The 23,084-nt window shown below is 63.9% G+C and carries 28 protein-coding genes; 17 read left to right on the forward strand and 11 right to left on the reverse strand.

Going from position 1 to position 23,084, the window contains the following annotated elements:
* Positions 1-83 precede the first annotated feature (83 nt).
* The 3 genes from RT513_RS11230 to RT513_RS11240 are packed head-to-tail and all read left to right on the forward strand — an operon-like array spanning position 84 to position 2,555.
* Complete coding sequence (locus RT513_RS11230; RefSeq protein WP_256947274.1) at positions 84-956, forward strand: DUF1223 domain-containing protein; 873 nt, start codon at positions 84-86, stop codon at positions 954-956.
* Between the two features lie 51 nt (positions 957-1,007).
* Positions 1,008-1,628 carry a DUF1003 domain-containing protein gene (locus tag RT513_RS11235; protein ID WP_290690185.1) on the forward strand — a complete coding sequence of 207 codons (621 nt, stop codon included), beginning with the start codon at positions 1,008-1,010 and terminating at the stop codon, positions 1,626-1,628.
* 39 nt (positions 1,629-1,667) lie between these two features.
* Positions 1,668-2,555: a DMT family transporter gene (locus tag RT513_RS11240; RefSeq protein WP_088215017.1), complete on the forward strand. Its 888-nt coding sequence runs from the start codon at positions 1,668-1,670 to the stop codon at positions 2,553-2,555.
* Here RT513_RS11240 and RT513_RS11245 read toward each other — a convergent pair whose 3' ends face one another.
* On the reverse strand, positions 2,556-3,239 hold the full coding sequence (locus tag RT513_RS11245; RefSeq protein ID WP_290690183.1) for an NUDIX hydrolase: 684 nt from the start codon (positions 3,237-3,239) through the stop codon (positions 2,556-2,558).
* Entirely contained in the window at positions 3,236-3,652 is a 417-nt protein-coding gene (locus RT513_RS11250; protein WP_088215019.1) for a DUF983 domain-containing protein, read from the reverse strand. Before RT513_RS11250 ends, RT513_RS11245 begins: the two co-directional genes overlap by 4 nt.
* 133 nt (positions 3,653-3,785) lie before the next feature.
* On the opposite strand from RT513_RS11250, the gene RT513_RS11255 reads away from it, so the two are divergent.
* The 4 genes from RT513_RS11255 (at position 3,786) to RT513_RS11270 (ending at position 5,874) form a co-directional block, all read left to right on the forward strand.
* Entirely contained in the window at positions 3,786-4,367 is a 582-nt protein-coding gene (locus RT513_RS11255) for an EF-hand domain-containing protein (protein ID WP_290690182.1), read from the forward strand.
* Between the two features lie 71 nt (positions 4,368-4,438).
* Complete coding sequence (locus tag RT513_RS11260; RefSeq protein ID WP_290690180.1) at positions 4,439-5,023, forward strand: RNA polymerase sigma factor; 585 nt, start codon at positions 4,439-4,441, stop codon at positions 5,021-5,023.
* A complete protein-coding gene (locus tag RT513_RS11265) occupies positions 5,016-5,399 on the forward strand; it encodes a dihydroorotate dehydrogenase (RefSeq protein ID WP_088213695.1) in 384 nt (127 codons plus the stop codon). The genes RT513_RS11260 and RT513_RS11265 overlap by 8 nt, the downstream gene beginning before the upstream one ends.
* A gap of 1 nt (position 5,400) precedes the next feature.
* A complete protein-coding gene (locus tag RT513_RS11270; protein WP_290690177.1) occupies positions 5,401-5,874 on the forward strand; it encodes a periplasmic heavy metal sensor in 474 nt (157 codons plus the stop codon).
* On the opposite strand, the gene rutD is transcribed toward RT513_RS11270, so the two are convergent.
* The 5 genes from rutD to RT513_RS11295 form a co-directional block, all read right to left on the reverse strand.
* Complete coding sequence (gene rutD, locus RT513_RS11275) at positions 5,875-6,648, reverse strand: pyrimidine utilization protein D (protein ID WP_290690176.1); 774 nt, start codon at positions 6,646-6,648, stop codon at positions 5,875-5,877.
* 1 nt (position 6,649) lies between these two features.
* Complete coding sequence (gene rutC, locus RT513_RS11280; protein WP_290690174.1) at positions 6,650-7,036, reverse strand: pyrimidine utilization protein C; 387 nt, start codon at positions 7,034-7,036, stop codon at positions 6,650-6,652.
* A 12-nt stretch (positions 7,037-7,048) separates the two neighbouring features.
* On the reverse strand, positions 7,049-7,789 hold the full coding sequence (rutB, locus tag RT513_RS11285; protein WP_088213699.1) for a pyrimidine utilization protein B: 741 nt from the start codon (positions 7,787-7,789) through the stop codon (positions 7,049-7,051).
* On the reverse strand, positions 7,786-8,871 hold the full coding sequence (gene rutA / locus RT513_RS11290) for a pyrimidine utilization protein A (protein ID WP_290690172.1): 1,086 nt from the start codon (positions 8,869-8,871) through the stop codon (positions 7,786-7,788). The genes rutB and rutA overlap by 4 nt, the downstream gene beginning before the upstream one ends.
* A gap of 143 nt (positions 8,872-9,014) precedes the next feature.
* Entirely contained in the window at positions 9,015-9,149 is a 135-nt protein-coding gene (locus RT513_RS11295; protein ID WP_313534044.1) for a helix-turn-helix domain-containing protein, read from the reverse strand.
* A 246-nt stretch (positions 9,150-9,395) separates the two neighbouring features.
* On the opposite strand from RT513_RS11295, the gene rpe reads away from it, so the two are divergent.
* Positions 9,396-10,088, forward strand: coding sequence for a ribulose-phosphate 3-epimerase (gene rpe / locus RT513_RS11300; protein WP_290690170.1), 693 nt, complete (start codon positions 9,396-9,398; stop codon positions 10,086-10,088).
* Positions 10,089-10,219: 131 nt separating this feature from the next.
* The gene (locus RT513_RS11305; protein ID WP_290690168.1) at positions 10,220-11,035 is read left to right on the forward strand and encodes a helix-turn-helix transcriptional regulator; all 816 of its coding nucleotides are present in this window, start codon (positions 10,220-10,222) and stop codon (positions 11,033-11,035) included.
* 275 nt (positions 11,036-11,310) lie between these two features.
* Here the strand turns inward: RT513_RS11305 and tsf are convergent, their stop codons facing one another.
* Both tsf and rpsB read right to left on the reverse strand, forming a co-directional pair.
* Complete coding sequence (gene tsf, locus RT513_RS11310; RefSeq protein ID WP_290690167.1) at positions 11,311-12,198, reverse strand: translation elongation factor Ts; 888 nt, start codon at positions 12,196-12,198, stop codon at positions 11,311-11,313.
* A gap of 93 nt (positions 12,199-12,291) precedes the next feature.
* Positions 12,292-13,056 (reverse strand): 30S ribosomal protein S2, encoded by a 765-nt coding sequence (gene rpsB / locus RT513_RS11315; protein ID WP_088213704.1) that lies wholly within the window; start codon positions 13,054-13,056, stop codon positions 12,292-12,294.
* 196 nt (positions 13,057-13,252) lie between these two features.
* Here rpsB and RT513_RS11320 point away from each other — a divergent pair, with 196 nt between their 5' ends.
* Positions 13,253-14,149, forward strand: coding sequence for a PfkB family carbohydrate kinase (locus RT513_RS11320; protein WP_290690166.1), 897 nt, complete (start codon positions 13,253-13,255; stop codon positions 14,147-14,149).
* Between the two features lie 5 nt (positions 14,150-14,154).
* Positions 14,155-15,069 (forward strand): pseudouridine-5'-phosphate glycosidase, encoded by a 915-nt coding sequence (locus RT513_RS11325; protein WP_409518411.1) that lies wholly within the window; start codon positions 14,155-14,157, stop codon positions 15,067-15,069.
* Positions 15,070-15,227: 158 nt separating this feature from the next.
* Here the strand turns inward: RT513_RS11325 and RT513_RS11330 are convergent, their stop codons facing one another.
* Together RT513_RS11330 and RT513_RS11335 are read right to left on the reverse strand one after the other, a co-directional pair.
* Positions 15,228-16,286 carry a patatin-like phospholipase family protein gene (locus RT513_RS11330; RefSeq protein WP_290690162.1) on the reverse strand — a complete coding sequence of 353 codons (1,059 nt, stop codon included), beginning with the start codon at positions 16,284-16,286 and terminating at the stop codon, positions 15,228-15,230.
* Between the two features lie 4 nt (positions 16,287-16,290).
* Entirely contained in the window at positions 16,291-17,064 is a 774-nt protein-coding gene (locus tag RT513_RS11335; RefSeq protein WP_290690160.1) for a 3-hydroxybutyrate dehydrogenase, read from the reverse strand.
* Positions 17,065-17,338: 274 nt separating this feature from the next.
* On the opposite strand from RT513_RS11335, the gene RT513_RS11340 reads away from it, so the two are divergent.
* Genes RT513_RS11340 through RT513_RS11365 form a run of 6 tightly spaced genes read left to right on the forward strand, consistent with a single transcriptional unit; the run spans position 17,339 to position 23,083 of the window.
* A complete protein-coding gene (locus RT513_RS11340) occupies positions 17,339-19,177 on the forward strand; it encodes an extracellular solute-binding protein (RefSeq protein ID WP_373447776.1) in 1,839 nt (612 codons plus the stop codon).
* Between the two features lie 20 nt (positions 19,178-19,197).
* Positions 19,198-19,311 (forward strand): entericidin EcnA/B family protein, encoded by a 114-nt coding sequence (locus RT513_RS11345; protein ID WP_084683926.1) that lies wholly within the window; start codon positions 19,198-19,200, stop codon positions 19,309-19,311.
* A 57-nt stretch (positions 19,312-19,368) separates the two neighbouring features.
* Positions 19,369-20,004, forward strand: coding sequence for a DsbA family oxidoreductase (locus RT513_RS11350; protein WP_088213710.1), 636 nt, complete (start codon positions 19,369-19,371; stop codon positions 20,002-20,004).
* A gap of 32 nt (positions 20,005-20,036) precedes the next feature.
* Entirely contained in the window at positions 20,037-21,278 is a 1,242-nt protein-coding gene (locus RT513_RS11355; RefSeq protein WP_290690158.1) for a multidrug effflux MFS transporter, read from the forward strand.
* Positions 21,279-21,281: 3 nt separating this feature from the next.
* Positions 21,282-22,172: a DMT family transporter gene (locus tag RT513_RS11360; protein ID WP_290690157.1), complete on the forward strand. Its 891-nt coding sequence runs from the start codon at positions 21,282-21,284 to the stop codon at positions 22,170-22,172.
* Between the two features lie 8 nt (positions 22,173-22,180).
* Complete coding sequence (locus RT513_RS11365; protein ID WP_290690156.1) at positions 22,181-23,083, forward strand: lysophospholipid acyltransferase family protein; 903 nt, start codon at positions 22,181-22,183, stop codon at positions 23,081-23,083.
* Position 23,084: the final 1 nt, after the last annotated feature.

Raw genomic sequence — 23,084 nt, forward strand, 5'->3', positions numbered from 1 at the left:
CTTCGCCCTCGCAAAACCTTGATTGGCCTTGCCCCGGTCGCTTCACTACGACCGGGGCAGGGAGAATGGTCGGAGGACAGAAGATGCATCGCCGGATCTGCACCGCTTTCGCCCTCGTCATCGGTCTTGGCGGGCCGGTCGCGGCGCAGGAGACGGGAGGCGGCTGGAGCGGGGCGCCGTCGATGAACTTTCTGGCGCAGGACCATGCCTCCGGCCAGCCCGTTGCACCCCAGCCCGCCGATCCGCTTCCCGGAGCCGCCGAAGCCCCCCGTGTTGCCGTGGTCGAGCTTTTCACTGCGCAGGGTTGCTCCGCCTGTCCGCCTGCCGATGCCTTTCTGGGCGAGCTTGCTGAGCGCAGCGACGTGATCGCACTGGCCCTGCATGTGGACTATTGGGACTATATCGGCTGGGCAGACGGCTTTGCCCGGGCGGAGGCCACGAAGCGGCAGAAGACCTATGCCCGCGTTGCCGGCGCCAAGATGATCTATACGCCGCAGGTCATCGTCGGGGGGCAGGAGCAGCTTATCGGCAATGACTTCGCCGCCATCGGGGAAATCATCCGCGCGCATCTCGCACAGGCATCGACACTCCGCCTCCGCATCCGTGTGGACGGGGATACGGCCATGGTCGAAGCGGTGGCGAGCGATCCCCGTGATGCGGCGGCGGCGGCGTCCATTGCCAGTCTCGACGGGCCGCAGGGCACGCCCGCGCCGGGGGAGATCGTGGTGCAGCTCGTACGCTACAAGCCGGAGGAAACGGTGAGGATCGACGACGGCGAGAATGCCGGACGGACCGTCAGCTACCACAATATCGTCACCGACTGGAAAACGCTCGGACGATGGAACGGCACGGGGACGCTGCGCTTCCGCGTCCATGTCGAAGGAGCAGAGCCCGCAGCGGTGTTGTTCCAGCGTGCGGGGCAAGGCCCCATACTGGCCGCCGCACGGGTGCAGTAGCGCCCGGGGCCAAGTCCGGGCTAGCATTCCGCCAAAGCAGCGGAGACCGCTATGACCCAGAACGACTGCGACATTCCCCCCGGCGGAGAGCCGGAAACCCCGGACCAGCGCAAGATCGAAGACACCGCGGCCCATTATCTTGAACCGGAGGAGATCGGCCCGCGGGAACGCAACGTCATCCGTCGCCTGCTCAGCCGCCGCACCGTCGCCACGGACATGAACCGAAGATTCGACTCCCGGCGCGACGTTGGCGACCGGCTGGCGGATGGGGTAGCACGGTTCGGCGGATCCTGGACCTTCATCCTGTGCTTCATCGGGTTCCTGACGCTCTGGACCCTGGGAAACATCCTGGCGCGCGGCGAGGCGCCCGACCCCTATCCGTTCATCTTTCTCAATCTGATTCTCTCCATGCTTGCCGCGTTTCAGGCGCCCATCATCATGATGAGCCAGAACCGGCAGGCCGAGAAGGACCGGCTGAATGCCAGCCACGACTACGAGGTGAACCTGAAGTCGGAGATCGAGATCATGGCCCTGCACGAAAAGCTCGACCGGATGCGGAACGAAGAGCTTCGCGCCATCGTCGCCAAACAGGAGGAGCAGATCACACTGCTGGGAGATCTGCTGCGGCAGGCGATCCACAATCTTCCGCAAGACGCGCCGCCGAAGTCATAGGCCGTTCCCATTGCTGCGACAACATGGCACAGCACCCGGATGTTGTGGATCCCCGTTACCGTCTCCGCCGCGCTTCTTCAGACAGTGCGCTTCCTGCTCCAGAAACGGCTGAAGGACACCGGCCTTTCTACAGGCGCCGCCAGCTATGCCCGGTTCCTGTTCGCCGCTCCGTTTGCCGTCGTCTTCGCTTTGCTCGCCTGGGGAAGTTCCGGGCTGGGATGGCCGGACACGCCCGCGATGTTCTGGGTCTTTGCGCTTGGCGGGGGCGTGGGGCAGATCCTTGGCACACTCGCCACGCTCGCCCTGTTCGGAGAGCGAAATTTCGCGGTCGGCATGGCGTTCACCAAGACGGAGACGCTGCAGGTCGCCCTGTTCTCCGCCGTGGTGCTGGGGGAGGCGGTCTCTCCGCTCGCGCTCGGTGCGATCCTTTTGGGTGTCGCGGGGATCCTGACGCTCTCCCGCAAACCGGGCAGCGCCAGCCTTCTCAGCCGCTCGGCCGCGCTCGGCATCGCGGCCGGGGCAGGGTTCGGGGTATCCGCGATAGGCTACCGGGGCGCAACGCTGGCGCTGGGAGAGGGGAGCGCCTTTCTCCGCGCGGCCTTCACGCTGGCCTGCGTGACCAGCTTTCAGACCCTCGCCATGGGTCTCTGGCTTTCACTCCGGGAGCGGGGGGCCATTCTGCGCGTGGCGCGAGCATGGCGGGTAACCGCGGTGATCGGCCTGTCGGGCATGCTGGCCTCGCTGTGCTGGTTCACCGCATTCGCGCTGCAGAACGCCACTTATGTACGCGCCGTCGGACAGGTGGAGATGGTCTTCACCATCGCCGCCTCATGGATCGTGTTCCGGGAGCGGATCACACCGCGCGAATACCTCGGCATCGCGCTGGTGCTGGGAAGCATCCTGCTTCTGGTGCTCACGCTTCGCTGATCAGCCGATGCGGGAAAAGACGGAGCGCGCCGTGCGGTTGTCGAAGAAAGGCACGCTCGCCGGTCGTCCGCCTTCGCGAACGGCGCGCGAGATCTCGCCCAGAACCACCTCCGTCACGAACGGCAGGTTGAAGGAGCGGGTTTCCGGCAGGGGGATCCACTGAAGGTCCGAAAGCTCGTCGCAGGCGCGGGAGAAATCGTCCAGATCACCCACCAGCTCGGCGGCGTCCACAAGGAAGAACCGCGCATCGAAGCGGCGGGGACGCCCGTCGGGAGTGATGGCACGGAACACGAAATCCAGCGCCCCCGCGGCAGGCAACAGCCCCGCCGCCGCGAAACCCGCCCAGTCATCGGGGACTTCTCCCGTCCAGGTGCCGGGGCGCCCGAGGGCAAGACCGGTCTCCTCCCACAATTCACGAATTGCCGCACCGGCGAGCGCCGGGATCAGCCGTTCCTCGGAATCATGCGAAAGCCGCGTGGCGACCTGCGGATCGAGCGGCGTGGCAAAGGGCACGCTGCCATCGAAGGGATCGACGGCCCCGCCGGGAAAGACGAATTTCTCCGGCATGAAGGCAGCGGTCTTGCCGCGCTGCCCCATGAGCACGCGGGGCACCGGGCCATCGGCCCGGACAACGATGGTGGTGGCGGCGTCGCGGATGCGGACGGGCAGGATATCGGCGCTCATTTGCGGCCCCCGAAACCGTGCATCCGCTTGGCCCATTGCAGACCGACCAGCGCCCCCTTGAACCGTGGCAGAAGCCAGAGCGACAGTGCGACGGTGCCGATGGAGAAGGTCGTGATCAGCACAAGCGGGGAAGGCCGCCACGCGTTGAACACCACAAGGATCAGCGGCGCCATGATGTGACCGACGACAAGGATCGTCATATAGGCAGGACCGTCGTCCGCCCGCTGATGGCTCAGATCCTCGCCGCAGGAGGGGCAGGTCTGGCGCACCTTCAGATACCCTTCCATGATGTGCCCTTCGCCACAGGCCGGGCAGCGCCCGCGCCAGCCCCGCAGGACCGCGGGCCAGAACGGGCGTTCGACACCAGAATCGGAAGCCGATTTTGACAGGATGGAAGCAGTGGTTTCGGTCATGACGCGTCTCCTCGCCGCCAAGGTGGCCCATCCCTCGGACAATGGGAAGGGGGAGAGCGACGGAACCTCGCGTCTCGTCCGTTAGGAGGAGGACAGCCGGAACGATCCGGCGTCCTTCAGACAGGAGCGACCGATGAAACTCAGAACCGCAGGAGCCGCGCTGATCCTTGCCACGCTCGCGCTGCCGGGCCTTGCAGTCGCGCAGGATCGCGCCGCGGAGCAGGGGCCGCGCGGACCGCATGGCATGTTCGACCGGCTTGACACCGATGGCGACGGCCGGGTGACATGGGACGAGGTGCAGGCCGCCCGCGCCGCCGCCGTGGCGGGGCTGGACGCCAATGGCGACGGCTATCTCTCCAAGGAGGAGATCGTGAACTTCCGCCTCGCGCTGGCCAAACAGCGGATCGAACGTCAGGTCGATGGGCTTTTCGACCGCCGCGATGCGAATGGCGATGGCCGGCTCGGCGCCGATGAACTGCTCGCCTCCGGCGGGTTCGGGGAGGGGGGCAGCATGCAGATGACGCGCCGCCTGTTCGACCGGATCGACGCCGATGGCGACGGGGTCGTGACGCGGGAGGAGGCGGATGCGGTCCGTGCCCGGATGCAGGAGCGGATGGCGCAGCGCGGCCCGAAGGGCGCGCATCCCTGGGGCAAGGGTGAGGGGCGGCGTCCGATGCCGCAGGCGCCCGCCCATCCGGGACCGGACGCGAACTGAAGATGAGCAGGCTCATGGGGCGGATTTCCGCGCCTTGAGCCTGCCCGCCGCCTCGACTACCCCTTTCGGACATGGCCATGCCGCTCGACGACCTTGCTGACGTGCCGGACGAGACCTTGCTCGTCCTCTACGCCAACGGCGATGCCGCCGCTGCGCGTGTGCTGACGTTGCGGCTGACGCCGCGCGTCCTTTCCTTCGCGGCACGCATGCTGGGCGACCGGGCGGAGGCGGAGGATGTCACGCAGGAGGCGATGCTCCGGCTCTGGCGCATCGCCGCCGAGTGGCGGCGGGGGGAGGCGCAGGTCTCCACCTGGCTCTACCGCGTGGCCTCCAACCTCTGCACCGACCGTCTCCGGCGGCGGCGCGGCGTGGCCCTGGACCAGATCGCGGAACCTGAGGACGACCGGCCCGGCGCGGACGAAGGGTTGATGGAGGCCGACAGGGCCCGCGCGCTGGAGGATGCGCTGGCCCTCCTGCCGGAGCGGCAACGGCAGGCGGTGGTGCTGCGCCATCTGGAAGGCCTGTCGAACCCGGAGATCGCTGCTGTGATGGAGATAGGGGTGGAAGCGGTGGAAAGCCTTCTGGCAAGAGGCAAACGTATGCTGGCGGCGCGGCTCGCGGGGCGGCGTGAAGAACTGGGGTATCGACATGGCTGATCGCAATACGGAAACCGGCGGGGACGATTTCCCCGAACTGGATGTCTTCTTCGCGGCAGGCAGGGCGGCGTCTCCCACGCCCGACGGAGAGTTGCTCGCGCGGGTCTTGGCGGATGCGGAGCGCGAGCACAGGGATATCGCCACGGCATCCCGGCCAAGGGCAGAGCCCCCCCCGCGGCGCAGGTGGTTCGCCCTGCTGGGCGGATGGCAGGGCGTCACGGGGCTGGCGACGGCGACCGTCGCGGGGCTCTGGCTCGGCATCGCAATGCCGGAAGCCGTGCGCGGCCTCGCTGCACAGGCCCTGCCGGACACCGCCGAGAACACCACCATTGATCTGATGGCCGCGCCCTTTGACATGGCGGCGGCGGAGGAATGAGATGACGACCGAAACCCCGCTCCGCATGAGCCGCACGACACGCCTGGTGCTCGTGGCCTCGCTTGGGCTCAACCTCATCGTCGCGGGCTTTCTGGTGGGGGCCTACCTCTTTCACAGAGGCCCTCCGCCGGGCGGAATCGGCTTTGGACCCTATACCTATGCGCTTGCCCAAGAGGATCGCGAAGCGCTCAGGCGCGCTTTCATCACGCAAAGCCGCGACACGAATTTCCGCGGGCGGATGCAGGAGGAACGGCAGGCCCTCTCTGGCCTTTTGCGTGCGGAACCGTTCGACCGGGCGGCAGTCCAGCAGCTGTTCGAGGCGCAGCGACAGCGGGCCGACGAAAGCTTTCGGATGGGGCAGAGCCTGCTTCTCGACCGGATCGCGGCGATGACGCCGGAGGCCCGCTTCGCCTTTGCCGAGCGGCTGGAGAGTGGCCCGAAACGCTCTCGCGACGAACGCCGCGAAAGCAAGTAGTCAGACACCGCGCAGGAAGTCCGCGAGAATGGTGTCGAACCGCTCCGGCCGCGTGACGTTCACCGCATGCGCGCCCTCCGGTTCCAGCACGAACCGCGCACCCGCTATCCCCTCCGCCAGCCGGGTGGAGCGGCTCCACGGGACAAGCAGATCGTCCCGCGTCGCCAGAACCAGAACCGGGACGGCGACCTCTCCCAACCGGTCGTCGCGGTCGAAGGCGGCAAGGGCGGCGATGCGGCGCCTCACATTCTCTGCTCCCTGAAAATGCGCGATGCCATGCGCCTCCTCCGCCGCCATGTGTTCGGGGCGCGCAGCCATCCACTCGCCAGGATAGAGAAACAGCGGCTGCGCTTTCACGAACGCAGGCACACCCGCGTGATCCAGCAGGGCAAGCCGTGTCTCGAAACAGCGCAGCGACTGGCCATCCACCCGGCTCCACGCGTTGATGAGCGTAAGGCTCGCCACACGTTCCGGCGCGCGCAGGGCCAGCTCCAGCCCGATCAGCCCGCCGAGGGCATGACCCACGATATGGGCGCGTGACGTGGCGGAGGCGTCCAGCACCTCCTCCAGATCATCGGCCATGCCGGTGATCGCCGTGCCCTCCGGCACGAAGCCGCCCGTCCGTCCGCAGCCGCGATGATCGTAGGTCACGACACGGTGGCGCGCCGTGAGCGCGGGCAGGTTGGCCGACCAGTATCCCGCGGATCCGCCCAGCCCGGAGGAGAGGACGACGGTCTCCGCCCCCTCCGGCCCCTCATGGATATCGAAGCGCAATCTACTTGCCGATATGCGCGACGGTGGCGATCTCGACCAGCGCGTCGGGCTTCACCAGACCCGTCTGCACACAGTAACGCGCCGGTTTGTCACCCGGAAAGAACTCCGTGTAAACCGTGTTGATGGCACCATAATTGGACCAGTCCGTCAGGAAGATGTGGTTCATCGTCACATCCTCCATCGTGCCGCCCGCCGTTTCGATCACCGACTTGATGAGTTCCAGCACATGCCGCGTCTGGGCCGCTGCATCGCCCACGTGAACGACGTTGTTGTCCTTGTCGAAGGGCAGGGTGCCGGAGACATAGACGACCCCATCCGCCTTGGTTCCGGGCGAATAGGGGGCGAGCGGCTTGCCGCTGCCGGCGGGGACGACGATTTCCTTGGGCATGATGATCCTCTCTCAGACGGTCGCATCGCTGGGTGCGATCTGACCGATCGCACCGCAGAAGTCGGCGGTGGTGGAGACCCAGCCGAAGAAGGTCTCGATATTGTAGATCGCGGCATCCTGCATGAGCTTCGGCCCCAGATGATGGGTCGCATCCTCCAGCACCACGCCGAAATACTCCAGATGGAACGCATCGCGGAGCGACGATTCCACGCAGACATTCGTGGCGATGCCAACGAACACCAGATTGCGGATGCCCCGCGCACGCAGCGTGGAATCCATGGTCGAATTGAAAAAGCCGGAATAACGCGTCTTCGGCACCACGATGTCGCCTGCCTGCGGCACCAGCTCATCCACGATGGCGTAATCCCAGCCGCCCTTTGACAAAAGCTCACCCTTTGCCGAAGGATTGGCCCGCATGTATTTGAGTGCGTTGGACTTGTGATAGTTCGGGGAGCCCGGGCCGCCTGCCTCGACATAGTCGGGATCCCAGCCGTTCTGAAAATAGATGACCGGTATCGCCGCCGCCCGCGCGGCTTCCACCACCCGCGCGATATTATCGATCACAGAGCGGGAACCGGAAATGTCGAAGCCTGCGCGATCCACATAACCGCCGGGAGTGGAGTAGGCATTCTGCATATCCACAACCACGACCGCCGTCTCATCGGGATTGACGATCAGCGCCTCGGGGCGGGAGGGCAGGGTCACGCTGCGCCCGGCTTCACGACCGGCGCGCGTATCCACAGGCGCGCTCATTCCGCCGCCTCTGCATGGATATGCCGGCGGGATTTCATCAGCGGTTGGACGCGCGTGCCGAACTTCTCCACCCCCTCAAGGAAATCATCGAAGGTGAGCATGACGCCACCCGTTCCCGGAACCTCCGCCATCTCGTCCAGCATGGCCGCCACCTCCTCATAGGAGCCGACGAGCGTGCCCATGTTGATGTTGACGGCGGACACCGGGCTGGACATATGCCGCACGTTGGTATCAGCGCCGGATTTCGTGTCTGCGGCGCTCTGAAGCCCCAGCCATTTGATCGCCTCCTCATCCGCGCCGGATTTGTAAAGCTCCCATTTGGCCCAGGCCTCTGTTGCCGTCTCCTCCGCAATGATCATCGTCAGCACAAAGGAACGCACGTCGCGCCCGGTCTTTTCGGTCGCGGCGAGCAGTCTCTGATTTGTTGGGGCGAAAGCAGCGGGCGTATTGACGCCAACGCCGAAACAGAAACTGTAATCGGCATATTGTGCGGAGAATGCCATGCCCTTATCCGAAGAGCCGGCACAGATGATCTTCACCTCTCCCTCCGGCACCGGCTTCATATGACAGTCTTCCATCTGGAAATAGCGGCCTTTCGTGTCGGATTGGCCGGTTTCCAGTAATTCCTTGAGAATAGTCGCATATTCCCCAAGGTATTCATACCGGTCGCCGAAATAGTCGTCGCCGGGCCACAGACCCATCTGGCTGTATTCCGGCCGCTGCCAGCCAGTGACAAGATTTATGCCGAAACGTCCGTTGGATATTGAATCGATCGTCGTTGCCATGCGCGCAACGATGGCAGGAGGCATCACCAGCGTCGCCGCCGTGCCGAACAGCTTGATCCGCGAGGTGACGGCCGCCAGGCCCGCCATCAGCGTGAAGCTCTCCAGGTTGTAATCCCAGAACTCCGTCTTGCCGCCGAAACCACGCAGCTTGATCATCGACAGGGCAAAGTCGAAACCGTGCCGCTCAGCGGCGAGCGTGATCTGCTTGTTCAACTCGAATGTCGGCTTGTACTGCGGCGCTGTCTCGGAGATCAGCCACCCGTTGTTGCCGATTGGAATGAAGACACCCACTTCCATTTCGGTTTCTCCCTGTTCGGATATTTTGACTGTATGGTAAAATTTCTCACTGAAAAGACATTTTCTTTCGATTCATGCCGTGAGGCGGTGATTTTCTTCTTCCTGCCTACAGTTTGGGCTACTTCACTGCCCGCATGTCCCGTTCATGGGCGATCTTCGATGGTGCCGGTCAATTCGGGGATCTCGGCATCGTGATGCCGATTGCGGCGCAGCTCGCAGAACACCGTCGAGCGGTGACGGTCGAGCTTGCGCGCGATTTCCTCGCCGCTCATCTTCATCAGCCGTTAGCGTTCGATCTGCCGTCTGTCGGCAAGCGTCAAATGGCTGTAGCGTCGCTTCATTCAGGATGTCCTTTCGGTTTCCAACATCCTGTCACAGATCAAAAGTCGCAGTTCAGGGTAGCGCGTCCCGTCTTGTTATACAGAGATACAATAGCATAGATTATGTAATATATGCAGGTTCAACTTCCGTTGCCGCTCGGTATCTGGCATGGACTTTGCGGACTCGCTGCAGAGGAGCTCCCCATGACCTTCAACCGTTCGATCAAAATCGCGCCTTCCATCCTCTCGGCGGACTTCGCCAACCTCGGAGCTGAAATACGCGCGATCGAGGCTCAGGGCGCCGACTGGATCCACGTCGATCCCATGGACGGCCACTTCGTGCCCAACCTGACCATCGGACCGAATGTCGTGGCGGCGATCCGGCCCCATGTGACGACGTTCATGGATGTTCACCTGATGATCTCCCCCGCAGACCCATATATCGAAGCCTTTGCAAAGGCTGGCGCCGATCTTCTGAGCATCCACGCGGAAGCCGGGCCGCATCTTCATCGCTCGCTTCAGGCCGTTCGTGCACAGGGCAAAAAGGCCGGCGTTGCGTTGAACGTCACGACGCCTCTTGCTGGACTGGAGCATATCCTCGACGCAATCGACCTTATCCTCGTCATGACGATCAATCCTGGATTCGGCGGCCAAAAGTTCCTTCCCGCGCTGGTGGACAAAGTGCGCGACGCGCGGAAGATGATCGGTGACCGGCCTATCCATCTGCAAGTTGACGGGGGAATCGATCCGCAGACAGCACCACTTGTCGCGGCCGCTGGCGCGGATGTCCTCGTTGCCGGCTCCGCCGCCTTCCGGGGTGGCTCGGTAGAGCAGCCGGACGTTTATGGCCGCAATATTTCGGCACTCCGCTCCGCAGCCGAGGCCGCCTTGGATTGACACCCAAGTCTGGCGCTTTCGACGCAGTTATTGAATTTTCTTAGTGTAGTTTACCTATTTTTAAGCAAACTCTTGAAGAAGCCGGTGCCGTCGTAAAGATGGAGTCCGGCTTTCCACTTTTCAAAATTCTAATGATAGACTTCGACAAGATTAACTCACTTCTCGATTCCTCAAACTTTGAAGATCTCTGGGAGATTTACACCAGACTACTGGTGGCAGAGGGGTTTGATGCCATTCTTTTCGGCCAGGCAAGGCCTGCACCGGGGTATCCTCTCCGCGCCTCACCGGCAGGCACGATGCTCATCAGCAACCTCGACAAGAGCTTTTGCCAGGCGTACGGCGGAAAAAATTTTTTCTGCTCCCCCATCGTAAGATGGGTCGCCAATAATTCGGGTGTTCTGCTGTGGTCCGAGATCTATCGCAGACGCAATCGGGGCGAGCTGTCGTCCGAAGAGCAGAAGATGCTCGACCTGCAGAAAAGCTATGGAATTCGTGGTGGAATTACGATCGCTTTGGGCGAAACTGGCAGCCGTAGACGTGCCGCAATCGACCTGATGACATGCCGCGATACGGCTACCCAAGCCGATATGGAACGGATTTGGGCAGAGAAAGCGGACTTCCTTCTGCTGCTTACCCGCGTCTTCCACCTGAAGGCGTTGACGGTGCCGTCGGTTGTGACTGCGGTGTTGACCAGGCGCCAGCGGGAAGTTCTGGAATGGGCTGCGGCGGGAAAATCGGTTCAGGATATCGCAGCTCTCCTCGGGATCAGCAGAGCCACGGCGGAGAAGCACCTTAGGCTTGCGCGAGAGATGCTGGGCGCCGAAACGACGGCGCAAGCGGTGGCGAGAGCGCTCTCTTCTCAACTTATCCAGGCAGGGCCGCCTGCCCTTTTGCCTAATAATCATGCATATGCGGAGAATACGCTCAAGCCGAGGGAAGCGGACTAACTTTTCGCTGCAACATAGCGAAGGGTATGGATTCCCCCACTTTAGTTTCCCGTCCGACCTGCCAACCTGTAGCAGTTCCGAGAGTGGCGGCTTTGGCCGTGGGACACGGTGGGGCGGGGAAACTGGGTATTTCAGGACCATCCTCTCCAAGTCGGAAGGGCGTCGTTTTCATGGCGTCATTTCGTCTGGTAAATCGGTCTTCCCAAGGGGCCGAAATGCCAGCGGTGCAGCCTTTTCAGGCTGCACCGCGCACTAGACAAGATATGGAGCCGACTTCAGCCAGCGAGAGTCTTGGCGACCTCGGCAGCAAAGTCCTCTTCTTTCTTCTCGACGCCCTCGCCCACCATGACGCGGACGAAACCGGTCACTTCGACGCCAGCTTCCTTGGCCGCTTCGGCAACGGTCACATCGGGATTAATGACGAATTTCTGACCGAGGAGCGTGACTTCCTCAAAGAACTTCTTCATCCGGCCCTCGATCATCTTCTCGATCACCGCTTCCGGTTTGCCGGATTCACGGGCCTGCTCGCTCAGGACATGCTTCTCGCGCTCAACAAGCGCCGGGTCGATGTCCTTGTCGGAGAGCGACGCCGGGTTGGTCGCGGCGACGTGCATGGCGATCTGCTTGCCGATCTCCTGTGCCTTGTCGGCAGGTCCGTTCAGCGCGACGAGCACGCCGATCTTGCCCATGCCGTCGGTCGCGGCGTTGTGCACATAGGAGACGACCGTATCGCCTTCCAGAACGTGCAGCCGACGGAGAGTCATGTTCTCGCCGATGCGGGCGATCGCCTCGGTCAGCACCTCGTCCACCGTCTTGCCGTTCAGATCGGCGGCCTTGACGACCTCGACCGACTCACCGGTTTCGAGCGCAACCTTGGTGATCTCGCGTACGAGCTGCTGGAAGTCGGCGTTCTTCGCGACGAAGTCCGTCTCCGAGTTCACCTCGATCGCAACGCCGCGACCGCCGTCAACGGCGACGCTGACGAGACCTTCGGCAGCCACGCGCCCCGATTTCTTCGCCGCTTTCGCGAGGCCCTTGGTACGCAGCCAGTCAACGGCCGCTTCCATGTCGCCATCGGTTTCGGTCAGGGCTTTCTTGGCGTCCATCATGCCTGCGCCGGTGGATTCGCGCAGTTCCTTAACCATCTGGGCGGTGATCGCCATCGGGGCTCTCCTTCTGTCTCGAAAATGCCGGGAAAGGCTGATGAGCCCTCCCGGCAACAAAGGTATGACGATCCGGCGGGAGCCGGACCGAAATCAGGCGTCCTGCGTCTCGTCGAGCTCTTCGGCCGGAGCATCCTCCAGCGCGCCGAGGTCAACGCCGGCAGCGCCGAGCTGGGCGGACATGCCGTCCAGAGCCGCACGCGCCGCAAGGTCGCAGTAGAGAGCGATCGCGCGGGCCGCGTCGTCGTTGCCCGGGATCACGTAGTCCACGCCCTTCGGCGAGCAGTTGGTGTCGACCACGGCCACGACCGGGATGCCGAGCTTCTGGGCTTCCGCGATGGCGAGGTCTTCCTTGTTCACGTCGATGACGAACAGCAGGTCCGGCACGCCGCCCATCTCGCGGATACCGCCGAGGGAGGCCTGAAGTTTCGACTGCTCGCGCTCCATGTGGAGACGCTCTTTCTTCGTCAGACCTTCAGCGCCGGTGGAGAGCACTTCGTCGAGCTGCTTCAGACGCTGGATCGACTGGGAAACGGTTTTCCAGTTGGTCAGCGTGCCGCCCAGCCAGCGGTGGTTCATGTAGTATTGCGCCGATTTTTCAGCAGCTTCCGCGATCGCGCCGGAGGCCTGGCGCTTCGTGCCGACGAACAGCACGCGGCCGCCTTTGGCGACGGTCTCACGGATGACGTTCAGCGCCGCATCCAGCATGGGAACGGTCTGCGTCAGGTCGATGATGTGGATGCCGTTCCGGTCGCCGTAGATATACGGCGCCATGCGCGGGTTCCAGCGTTGGGTCTGGTGACCAAAGTGAACGCCAGCTTCGAGGAGCTGACGCATGGAGAAATCAGGAAGCGCCATGTCTTTTCCTTTCCGGTTTACGCCGCGGCGAAGCCAATAGGGTTTCCCCAACCGGTGGACCTTTCGGGGATGTCTCCCCCGAGGGCCCGAGCCTCGCCTGTGAAGTGAGCGCGCATATAAGACCTGTGCGGGACATTTGCAAGAGAGGTTCTCCTGCTCCCTTGCCCGCACGCCGCCTCCCTGCCATTGAAGGGGCATGACCGGCGGTACTCCTTCCATCCTGTGTCTTGGCGCGCTTCACTGGGATGTCATTGCCCATGCGGCGCGCCCGCTCACACGGGGAGGTGACGTGCCGGGGCGTATCTCGCGCCTGCCGGGGGGTGTCGCGTTCAATGTCGCCCGCGCCCTTGTCCGCCAGGGCCTGCGGGCGAGCCTGATCTCGGCCACGGGCAGCGGCTCGGAGGGGGACGCGCTGATTGCCGAAGCGCGGCGGGCGGGTGTCGGGGTGGACCATGTCCTCCGTCGGCCTGACGATGCGGCGGACCGCTATCTTGCCATCGAGGATGAAACCGGCCTCGTCGCCGCCGTGGCTGACAGCCGTACACTGGAAGCCGCGGCAACCGCCCTCCTCACCACAGCGGTTGCCTGCCTCTCGGATCCGCCCGAGGCCCTTCTGGTGGAAAGCAACCTGCCCGCCGCCACGCTCACGGCGCTTTCTGCTGTGCCTGAGCTGGTGCGCATGGATCTGCGCCTGCTGCCCGCCGGGCCAGGCAAGGCCCGGCGCCTCCTGCCCCTGCTCGGCCATCCCCGCGCGACGGTCTATCTCAACCGCGCGGAAGCGGAGGAGATCGTGTCGCATCCGCTGAAGGATGCGGCGGATGCGGCCCGCGCCCTTCGCGCGGCGGGCGCATGTCGTGTCGTGGTGACGGACGGCCCCCGCGCAGTCGTTGCCGCAAGCCGGGAGGGCGAGTGCAGCGCCCTTCCCCCGCAGGTTCGGGTTGCGCGCGTGACCGGCGCAGGCGACACATTCGTGGCCGCCCATATGGCGGCTGAGCTTCGGGGCCTGCCTGTGGAAGCGGCACTTGCCGCCGCCCTCGCTGCCGCGGCCCATCACATCTCGGCGCCCGCCGCCGCAACCGGAGAGACGCTATGATCCCCGTGGACCTGCCCCTGATCTATGCCCCCGAAGTCGCCGACGCGAAGGCGCGTGGCTTGCCCGTCGTCGCGCTCGAATCGACGATCATCACTCATGGCATGCCCTATCCCGAGAATGTCGAAGCCGCGCGCGCGGTGGAGGCGGAAGTGCGGGCCGCAGGGGCCGTTCCCGCCACCATCGCCCTGCTCGACGGCATGATCCACATCGGGTTGACGGAGGCGGAGCTGGAAGCGCTTGGGCACGCGGAAGACGTCATGAAGGTTTCCCGCGCCGATTTCGCGGCCTGTCTCGCACAGCGCCGCACGGGCGCAACCACCGTTGCCGCAACGATGATCGCGGCTCATATGGCGGACATCGCAGTCTTTGCCACGGGGGGCATCGGTGGCGTCCATCGTGGGGCCGAAACCAGCTTCGACATCTCCGCCGACCTGAAGGAACTGGCCCGCACACCCGTGACCGTGGTCGCTGCCGGTGCCAAGGCCATCCTCGACCTGCCGAAAACGCTGGAGGTTCTTGAGACGGAAGGCGTCCCGGTCATCACCTTCGGACAGGATGACTTCCCGGCCTTCTGGTCACGCTCCTCCGGCCTGCCCTCGCCGCTCCGCATGGACACGGCGGAGGAGATCGCGGCCGCCCATGCCATGCGCACGGGACTGGGGCTCGGCGGAGGGCAGCTCATCGCCAATCCGGTGCCTGCGGAATACGAAATCCCGCGGGAGGAGATGATCCCCGCCATAGAACAGGCCCTGACGGAAGCGGAGGCGCAACGCATCGCCGCCAAGGAAGTGACGCCCTTCCTCCTCTCCCGCATCTTCGATCTCACGGAGGGACGCTCGCTCGCCACGAATATCCAACTCGTTCTCTCCAATGCGCGCCTTGCCGCGGCGATCTCCCGCGCCCTCTCCGCGCAGGGCTAGCAGGGCGCCGAAAGAGTAGTCCGAGGTTGCTCCGGGGCGGAGATCTTCCCTACATGGTTGAAGAACGCCCCGGACACCGCAGGTTTTGGCGCGTGACCGGACCGATCTTCCGGTGCTCAACGCAAGGCTAGGTAAACCCGCGACTTTTTCAGCAAGCCTTAGAGCATTGCGCTTATATCGGCGGTCGATCGCTGGTTGAGATCCTCCATGTGCTCAGCCAAAAACCGGTCGGCCGCCGCCCAACCCGCCTGCCGCAGACCATTGAGGAAGAACGGCGTGGGCAGAAGCTTCGTCGTGGCCGAGAGGTCGTTCATCAGCGCGTCGTCAGAGATCATGTGGACGTTCACATCCTTCATCGCCCCGCGCGCGACCTTCCCCTCCGCGATAAGCTCCTTCACGAAGGCGATCGCCCTCAGGTCGCGTAGCAGGGATGCGTTGAAGCTGATCTCGTTCACCCGGTTCTCGATGTCGAGCGGGGTGATGGGCAGCGCCTCCCGCGTCATGGGGTTGATGTTCACGATGACGATGTCATCGGGCAGAGCCGGATCGTAGAGCGGAAAGAGCGCCGGGTTTCCGACATAGCCGCCATCCCAATAGGCCTCGCGCCGCCCGGTCTGCGGGTCATCGATCTCCACCGCCTGAAAGATCGTCGGCAGGCAGGCGGAGGCAAGGATGACATCCGTGGTAATCTCGCAACTGTCGAAGATACGGATCTTGCCGGTGCGGACATTGGTCGCCGAAACGTAAAGCCGCGGCCCCTTGTCAGCCCGGACCTTCTCGAAATGCAGCCGTTTCACCACGCGTTCCAGCGGGTTCATGTAGGCTGGCCCGTAGGAATTGGGGCTGACGATCTGGCTCAGATAGTCCACCGTCCCGACGCTCAGCCAGACCTCCGCCATGCGGGCGATCAGAGGCGCGGCGGGCCAGAGCGCGGTCATCCAGTTGGTCAGGCGCATGTCGGTGACAGCACCCATCTGGGCCCAGAGCCAGTCGAGATGCTCCTGCGCTTCCGCCCGGCCCCCGCCCGCCAGCCCCGCTTTCAGCGCGGCCCCGTTCAGGGCGCCCGCCGACGTGCCGGAGATGGCGGCGATCTCGATCTCATCCTCCTCCAGAAGGCGGGTGAGCACCCCCCAGGTGAACGCGCCATGCGCGCCTCCGCCCTGCAGGGCAAGGTTGATGCGCTTGCGGCGCGGCAGTTCGTGGGAGGTGTCGCGCATGGGATTACTCCGCTGTCCATCCCCCGTCGACCGATATGGTCGTACCGGTGATCTGGGCTGCATGGTCGCTGCACAGGAAGGCCGCCGTGCCGGCGATCTCGTCCACGGTGACGAATTCGCGGGAGGGCTGGCGCTCCAGCATCACATTCTTGATGACGGTTTCGCGGTCCATCTTGTGGGTCTTCATCTGGTCGGGGATCTGCGCCTCCACCAGCGGGGTCAGGACGTAGCCCGGACAGATGGCGTTGCAGGTGATCCTTTCCCGCGCAGTTTCCAATGCTACCGTCTTGGTGAAGCCGACAACACCATGCTTCGCCGCGACATAGGCCGATTTGTAGGGCGAGGCCCGCAGCCCGTGTGCGGAGGCGATGTTGACGATCCGCCCCCAGCCGGCCGCCCGCATCAGGGGAAGCGCCGCTGCCGTCGTGTGAAACGCGGATGTGAGGTTGATCGCGATGATCGCGTCCCATTTCTCGACCGGGAATTCATCGACCGGCGCGACATACTGGATGCCCGCGTTGTTGACGAGGATATCGCAGGCCCCCACGGTCTCGATCAGCTCCCGGCAATCCGCGGCCTTGGACATGTCCGCCTTCACATAGCGGGCGGCGACCCCCGTTTCTTCCGCGATGCGCCGGGCGATCTCATGGTCCTCCTCGCGGTCGGTGAAGGAATTCAGCACCACGTCGGCACCCTGCCGCGCGAGTTCCTGCGCGATGGCCAGCCCGATGCCGGAGGTCGAACCCGTCACGATGGCCGTCTTACCCTTGAGCGTCATGCGTCTCTCCCAGATGTTCCACGCAGGGAGCAGAATAGGCCCCGGCGACGCAAAGGCCAGATGACGTTGCGCCCGGATTGTCGCACCGCAGAGCGCGAGCGCAAAAAAAACGCCCGCACAAGGCGGGCGTAGTATGAGGCAGGTTTCATACAGGCAAGAAACCTATCGAGCAGTGAGGTTGTTATACGCCCTCTGCATTCGCTGTCCAAGGTAAAAGTTTGAAAAGACAGCCGCCGGAAGGTAGCGTCACGTCAAACAATAAAGACATGGGCAGATGCACTTCAGCGGACGATACCGGCAATCAGGCCAGAAATTGCGTAGTTTGATTGCGGTTTTGGCAATCGCGACATGGGCTTGTCATGCGGGGGCGGAACCACGGCATGGAATTGCGATGTATGGCGAACCTGCACTGCCCCCGGATTTTTCGGCCCTGCCCTATGCCAATCCCCTTGCACCTAAAGGTGGACGAATCGTTACCGGCGAAGTGGGCGGATTCGACTCGCTCAATCCGTTTATCTTGAAAGGCCGTGCTCCATTCCAATTGTCGCCACTTACCGTGGAAACCCTGATGGCGCGGAGCATCGATGAACCCTTCACGCTTTACGGTCTGCTTGCCGAATCGATTGAAACGGATGACGACCGCTCCTGGGTCGAATTCACGCTTCGGGAGGGCGCGCGGTTTTCCGACGGCTCCCCGGTGACGCCGGAGGATGTGCTGTGGTCCTTCAACACCCTCTCCGAACAGGGTCATCCCCGTTATCGCGTCGCAGCGGACCGGATCGCCATGGCGGAGCAGTCAGGACCGCGCTCCGTGCGGTTTACCTTCTCGGCGCCGGACCGGGAGTTGCCGTTGCTTCTGGGCCTGCGCCCGGTGCTCAAGAAGGCGCAGTGGGAGGGTCGGGACTTCGCCACATCAGGGCTTTCCGTCGTGCCGATCGGCTCCGGCCCCTACGTCGTTGCGGGTTTTGAGCCGGGACGATCCATCGCCTTCCGGCGGAACCCGGATTGGTGGGGAAAAGACCTGCCCTTCAACCGTGGACTTCACAATCTGGATGAAGTGCGGGTGGAATATTTCGGTGACGGCGGCGCGATGTTCGAAGCCTTCAAGGCGGGCGTGCTGACCAGCTACCGGGAGCAGAATCCCGCCCGCTGGCAGCGCGCCTACGACTTCCCCGCCATGAGAAATGGCAGCATGGTGCGCGAGGAAATTCCGCATCATCGTCCATCCGGTATCTACGGGTTGGCGTTCAACACGCGCGATCCGCTTTTTGCGGACTGGCGGGTGCGGGACGCGCTGATCCAAGCCTTCAACTTCGAATTCATAAACCAGACCGTCAACGGCGGCACAGAACCCCGTATCACATCTTACTTTTCCAACTCACCTCTGGCGATGGATCATGGCCCGGCGGAGGGGCGCGTGGCGGAGTTGCTCCGCCCCTATGTGACGGAGCTGACACCGGATGCACTGGATGCCTATGCCCTTCCGGTCGCGGACGGCACGGCGGCGAACCGGCTCAATCTCCGCCGCGCCATGCAACAGCTTTCCGCAGCAGGCTGGGAAGTGGATGGCGGCGGGACACTTCGCAACGCTGCGGGCGAGCCCTTCTCATTCGAGCTTCTGATGCCGCTTGGATCCGGCGACCTCATGTCCGCTGTCACGATTTACCGGCAAGCTCTTGCCAGGATTGGAATAAACATGCGCGTCACCCAGGTTGACAGCGCCCAGTATACGGAGCGCACGAACCGCTTCGACTTTGCGATGACGCCGGTAACGCGCGCGCTCTCCCTTTCACCCGGCAATGAGCAGCGGCTTTACTGGGGCTCGGAAGAGGCACTGATGCAGGGGAGCCGCAACATCATGGGGATCCGTTCGCGCGCGGTGGACGACATGATCTCCACCCTGCTCGCCGCACGGACGACGGAGGATTTCCGAACCGCCGTTCAAGCGCTCGACCGGGCGCTTACCACTGGCCGTTACGTGATTCCCCTGTGGTTCGCCGACCGCTCGCGGGTTGCGCATGTCGAGGGGTTGAGGCATCCACGGACCCTGCCGGTCTATGGCGACTGGCCGGGCTTCCAGCCGGATGTCTGGTGGTTCGAAACAAAACAATAAACGGCAGAACGGGCAGGCAGATGACACGTTACCTTCTTGTCGCGGCGCTTCTTGCGCTTGGCGGATGCAACACGGTGGCCGGTGTGGGCGATGACATCTCGGGCGGCGCACGTTGGGTTCAGGGCTGGTTCTGATGCGACTTGCGCGTGACGGTCTCATACCGTAACCCCGTCTGAACTCAGGAGGATGCGATGGTTACGCTCGACATCATTTCGGATCTGGTCTGCCCGTGGTGCTACATCGGCAAGACGCTGCTCGACCGGGCGCTCGAATCAGATGCATCGCAGCCTTTCACCGTCGCCTGGCATCCCTACCAGCTGAACCCGGAGATCCCTGCAGGAGGGATCCCCTATGCCGATTTCCTCCGGTTGAAGTTCGGTGCTCCCGAGCGGGCCAGCCAAGTGCTGGTAAAGGTCACGGAGGCGGCGAAGGCGGCGGGCGCCCTCATCGACTACGTGGCCATCACGCGGGAGCCCAACACGCTTGATGCGCACCGGCTGATCCATTGGGCCGGGCTGGAGGGGCGGCAGACGCCCGTCGTCTCTGCCCTGTTCCGCGCCCATTGGCGGGAGGGCCGCGACATCGGTTCTCATGACGTTCTGGCCGACATCGCGGGCGAAACCGGGCTCGATCGCAAAATGATTCTCCGTCTGCTTGACAGTGACGCGGATCGGGAGGAGATTCGGGGAAGAATTCAGCACGCCCGTGATCGCGGGGTGCAAGGAGTTCCGACCTTCGTCATCGCGGACACCCATGTTCTCACCGGTGCTCAGCCGGTGGAAGTGTGGGCGGACGTGATTAAGCAGATCAAGGCCCAACTCACCTGACGGCGAGGGGCGCAAACCGGAAAGCGCCCCCGATGGCTGGCTCGCTCCTCTCCACCCAACGGCGTGGCGGACTTTTCAATCCGCGGACGCAGCCGCCCTTCGGCGAGTTCGTTGCGCTGATCGCGATGATGTTCGCGACCATCGCGCTTTCCATTGATGCGATGCTGCCCGCGCTGCCGCAGATTGCGCAGGAGCTGGACCTGGCCAACCCGAATCGGGCGCAGATCATCATCACGGTCTTCATGGCCGGGATCGGTCTGGGTCAGCTTTTCGCGGGGCCGCTGTCAGACAGTTTCGGCCGCCGCCGGATCATCGTGATCGGCGTGGCGATCTACATCATAGGCTCGCTCACGGCCTATCTCTCCCACACGTTCGAAGTGCTGCTGGTCGCGCGCTTCCTTCAGGGCATCGGAGCCTCCGCGCCGCGGATCGTCGGCGTGGCCATTGTGCGGGACAGGTATGAGGGGCGGATGATGGCGCGGGTGATGTCCTTCGTCATGACGCTGTTCATCCTCGTGCCCGCCATCGCGCCGCTGTTCGGCACCTTCGTGATCCACCTTGCGGGATGGCGCTCCATCTTCCTCGTTCTGGTGTTCGCCGGAGTGGTGATGGCGCTGTGGCTGCTCTCCCGCCAACCGGAGACGCTGGAGGTCAGCCACCGCCGCCCCTTCTCGTTCCGCGCCATCGGTAGCGCGATGCGGGAGATTTTCGGCAACCGGCTGGTGCTCGTCTATCTGATGGCGATGAGCCTCGGCTTCGGGCCGCTGTTCGGCTTCATCTCCTCCGTCCAGCAGATCTATGACGTGAGCTTCGGCATGGGCGAGAGCTTCGCGCTCTGGTTCGCGGCGCAGGCGCTGATCGCAGGCACCGCAGGGCCGCTGAACGCGACGCTGGTGATGCGCTTCGGCATGCGGCGGATGGCTTCCACCGCGTTTCTGATACAGGCGGTGCTTTCGGTCGTGATGTTCACGCTCTGGCGGATCGGCGTATTCGAAAGCCACCCCTTCCCCGCCTTCTTCTGCTGGGCCGCCTCCGTGTTCTTCCTGAACGGTTTCATCTTCGGCAACCTGAACGCCCTGTCGCTGGAGCATCTGGGCCACATCGCCGGTATCGCGGCCTCCGTCATCGGCGCGGTTTCCACGGTGATCGCGGTGCTGATCGCGGTGCCGATCGGTCTGGCCTTCGACGGGACGCCAGTGCCGCTGATCTTCGGCATCACCTGCTGTGCCTGTGCGGGCTACCTGCTCATGCTCTACAGCCGCAGGCACGGTTGAGGAATGGCAAGAGGCTCGCTGTCCGCCACCGCGACGGGCATCGCCTATATTCTGGCGGCGATGCTCTGTTTTTCCGTGCTGGACGCGATGGGCAAGGCGCTTCGGCTTGCCGGGCATCCTGTGGGGCAGATCGTCTGGGCGCGGAACGCCGGGCAGTTCCTGATCGTGCTGCTCATCTTCCGTACGGCAATTCCCGCTATCGCACGGACCCGCCATCTTGGTCTGCACAGCCTTCGTGCGGTGAGTCAGCTTGGCGCGGCGGCGTTCTTCTTCCTGAGCCTCGGCTACATCGGGCTGGCGGAGGCGACGGCGATCATGGACCTGAACCCTGTGCTCATCACGCTCGGCGCGGCGCTGATCTTCGGTGAGAAGCTCGGCCCGCGGCGGATCGTGGGCATCGTGTTGGCGCTGCTTGGCGCGCTCATCATCATCCGGCCGGGAAGCTCCATGTTCACCCCTGCCGCCTTCCTGCCCCTCATCGGTGCCGTCTGCTACACCTCTTTCGCGCTCGCCACCCGCAAGGTGGGACGGAGCGAGAATGTCTGGACGGCGATGTTCTGGTCCGGCGCCATCGCGACTCTGCTGACAAGCCTTCTCCTCCCGTGGCAATGGGTGACACCCGCGGCGGGGAGCCTGTTGCTGTTTGCAGGTGTGGGCATCGCCGGAACGCTGGCGCAGCTTTTCATGATCCGCGCCTTCGCGCTGGCCGATGCGGGTGTGATCGCTCCCTTTGGCTACATCGGCATCCTGTTTGCTACCGTATGGGGCTATGTCTTCTTCGGAGAGATTCCCGATATCTGGGTGGGCGTGGGCGCGCTTGTGATCGTCGGAGCAGGACTTTATGTGTGGCACCGCGAAACGCGGGCGCGGCAGGAGCAGGTCGCCGCAGACTAGAGGGTGGCATGCCGCAGGAAGACGCCGCACAAGGGACACGTATCCGCGCAAAGGACCGGATCACCGACATCGTCGGCCGCATCCTGATGGGTGGGCTGCGGCTGATCCCTTACGAGCGGCGCATCCCGCTGGCCGGATGGGTCTTTTCCCGGCTCGTGGCCCCGGTCGCGGGCTATCGCAAGCGCATACGGGAAAATCTCGCGCTCATCTTTCCCGACATGGATCCGGCCGAGGTGCGGCGCCTTTGCCGCGACGTTCCCGACAATGTCGGCCGCAGCCTTGTCGAACTGTTCTCTGGAGAGGAGTTTCTGGCCCGCGTCTCCGGCACTCCGGTTCGTGGTCCCGGTGTGGATGCGGTCGCTGCGGCACAGGCTGCGGGGCGTCCCGTCATCATCGTGTCAGGTCACTTCGGCAATTTTAACGCGGCCCGCCCGGTTCTGGCGGCGAAGGGTTACAAGGTAGGCGCGCTCTATCGGCCGATGGACAATCCGCTCTTTCACGACGCCTATGTCACTGCGATGGAATCGCTGTCCAAGCCGCTGTTCCCCCGCTCCCGGCGGGGCATGGCGGAGATGCTGCGCTTCCTGCGCTCCGGCGGGCTGGTGGCGATATTGATCGATCAGGCGATGACGGGGGAGCCCGCGCTGACCTTCTTCGGTCATCCGGCGCATACCTCGCTTTCCGCCGCGGAACTCGCGCTGCGTTACGATGCGGTGATCGCGCCCGGCTATGTCATCCGCAAGGACAACGGTCTGGACTTCGACATGTGGATCGAGGCGCCGCTGGATCATACCGATCCCATGACGATGACACAGGCGCTGAACGACAGCCTGGAGGCGCAGGTCAGGGAGCATATGGACCAGTGGTTCTGGATCCATCGCCGCTGGAAACAGGCGCGTCAGCGGACATAGC

The organism is Haematobacter sp., from assembly GCF_032102465.1.
GTDB lineage: Bacteria > Pseudomonadota > Alphaproteobacteria > Rhodobacterales > Rhodobacteraceae > Haematobacter.

Excerpts from the sequence above, each read along its gene's own strand:
- RT513_RS11235 (WP_290690185.1), top strand. The coding sequence starts at position 1,008 with ATGACCCAGAACGACTGCGACATTCCCCCCGGCGGAGAGCCGGAAACC.
- RT513_RS11230 (WP_256947274.1), top strand. The coding sequence starts at position 84 with ATGCATCGCCGGATCTGCACCGCTTTCGCCCTCGTCATCGGTCTTGGC.
- rpsB (WP_088213704.1), bottom strand. The coding sequence starts at position 13,056 with ATGGCGCTTCCTGATTTCTCCATGCGTCAGCTCCTCGAAGCTGGCGTT.
- RT513_RS11305 (WP_290690168.1), top strand. The coding sequence starts at position 10,220 with ATGATAGACTTCGACAAGATTAACTCACTTCTCGATTCCTCAAACTTT.
- RT513_RS11335 (WP_290690160.1), bottom strand. The coding sequence starts at position 17,064 with ATGACGCTCAAGGGTAAGACGGCCATCGTGACGGGTTCGACCTCCGGC.
- RT513_RS11350 (WP_088213710.1), top strand. The coding sequence starts at position 19,369 with ATGGTTACGCTCGACATCATTTCGGATCTGGTCTGCCCGTGGTGCTAC.
- RT513_RS11260 (WP_290690180.1), top strand. The coding sequence starts at position 4,439 with ATGGCCATGCCGCTCGACGACCTTGCTGACGTGCCGGACGAGACCTTG.
- RT513_RS11345 (WP_084683926.1), top strand. The coding sequence starts at position 19,198 with ATGACACGTTACCTTCTTGTCGCGGCGCTTCTTGCGCTTGGCGGATGC.
- RT513_RS11340 (WP_373447776.1), top strand. The coding sequence starts at position 17,339 with ATGCACTTCAGCGGACGATACCGGCAATCAGGCCAGAAATTGCGTAGT.
- RT513_RS11270 (WP_290690177.1), top strand. The coding sequence starts at position 5,401 with ATGACGACCGAAACCCCGCTCCGCATGAGCCGCACGACACGCCTGGTG.
- RT513_RS11250 (WP_088215019.1), bottom strand. The coding sequence starts at position 3,652 with ATGACCGAAACCACTGCTTCCATCCTGTCAAAATCGGCTTCCGATTCT.
- RT513_RS11360 (WP_290690157.1), top strand. The coding sequence starts at position 21,282 with ATGGCAAGAGGCTCGCTGTCCGCCACCGCGACGGGCATCGCCTATATT.
- RT513_RS11245 (WP_290690183.1), bottom strand. The coding sequence starts at position 3,239 with ATGAGCGCCGATATCCTGCCCGTCCGCATCCGCGACGCCGCCACCACC.
- RT513_RS11320 (WP_290690166.1), top strand. The coding sequence starts at position 13,253 with ATGACCGGCGGTACTCCTTCCATCCTGTGTCTTGGCGCGCTTCACTGG.
- RT513_RS11365 (WP_290690156.1), top strand. The coding sequence starts at position 22,181 with ATGCCGCAGGAAGACGCCGCACAAGGGACACGTATCCGCGCAAAGGAC.
- rpe (WP_290690170.1), top strand. The coding sequence starts at position 9,396 with ATGACCTTCAACCGTTCGATCAAAATCGCGCCTTCCATCCTCTCGGCG.
- RT513_RS11295 (WP_313534044.1), bottom strand. The coding sequence starts at position 9,149 with ATGAAGATGAGCGGCGAGGAAATCGCGCGCAAGCTCGACCGTCACCGC.
- RT513_RS11255 (WP_290690182.1), top strand. The coding sequence starts at position 3,786 with ATGAAACTCAGAACCGCAGGAGCCGCGCTGATCCTTGCCACGCTCGCG.
- tsf (WP_290690167.1), bottom strand. The coding sequence starts at position 12,198 with ATGGCGATCACCGCCCAGATGGTTAAGGAACTGCGCGAATCCACCGGC.
- RT513_RS11265 (WP_088213695.1), top strand. The coding sequence starts at position 5,016 with ATGGCTGATCGCAATACGGAAACCGGCGGGGACGATTTCCCCGAACTG.
- RT513_RS11355 (WP_290690158.1), top strand. The coding sequence starts at position 20,037 with ATGGCTGGCTCGCTCCTCTCCACCCAACGGCGTGGCGGACTTTTCAAT.
- rutB (WP_088213699.1), bottom strand. The coding sequence starts at position 7,789 with ATGAGCGCGCCTGTGGATACGCGCGCCGGTCGTGAAGCCGGGCGCAGC.
- RT513_RS11330 (WP_290690162.1), bottom strand. The coding sequence starts at position 16,286 with ATGCGCGACACCTCCCACGAACTGCCGCGCCGCAAGCGCATCAACCTT.
- rutA (WP_290690172.1), bottom strand. The coding sequence starts at position 8,871 with ATGGAAGTGGGTGTCTTCATTCCAATCGGCAACAACGGGTGGCTGATC.
- rutC (WP_290690174.1), bottom strand. The coding sequence starts at position 7,036 with ATGCCCAAGGAAATCGTCGTCCCCGCCGGCAGCGGCAAGCCGCTCGCC.
- RT513_RS11240 (WP_088215017.1), top strand. The coding sequence starts at position 1,668 with ATGTTGTGGATCCCCGTTACCGTCTCCGCCGCGCTTCTTCAGACAGTG.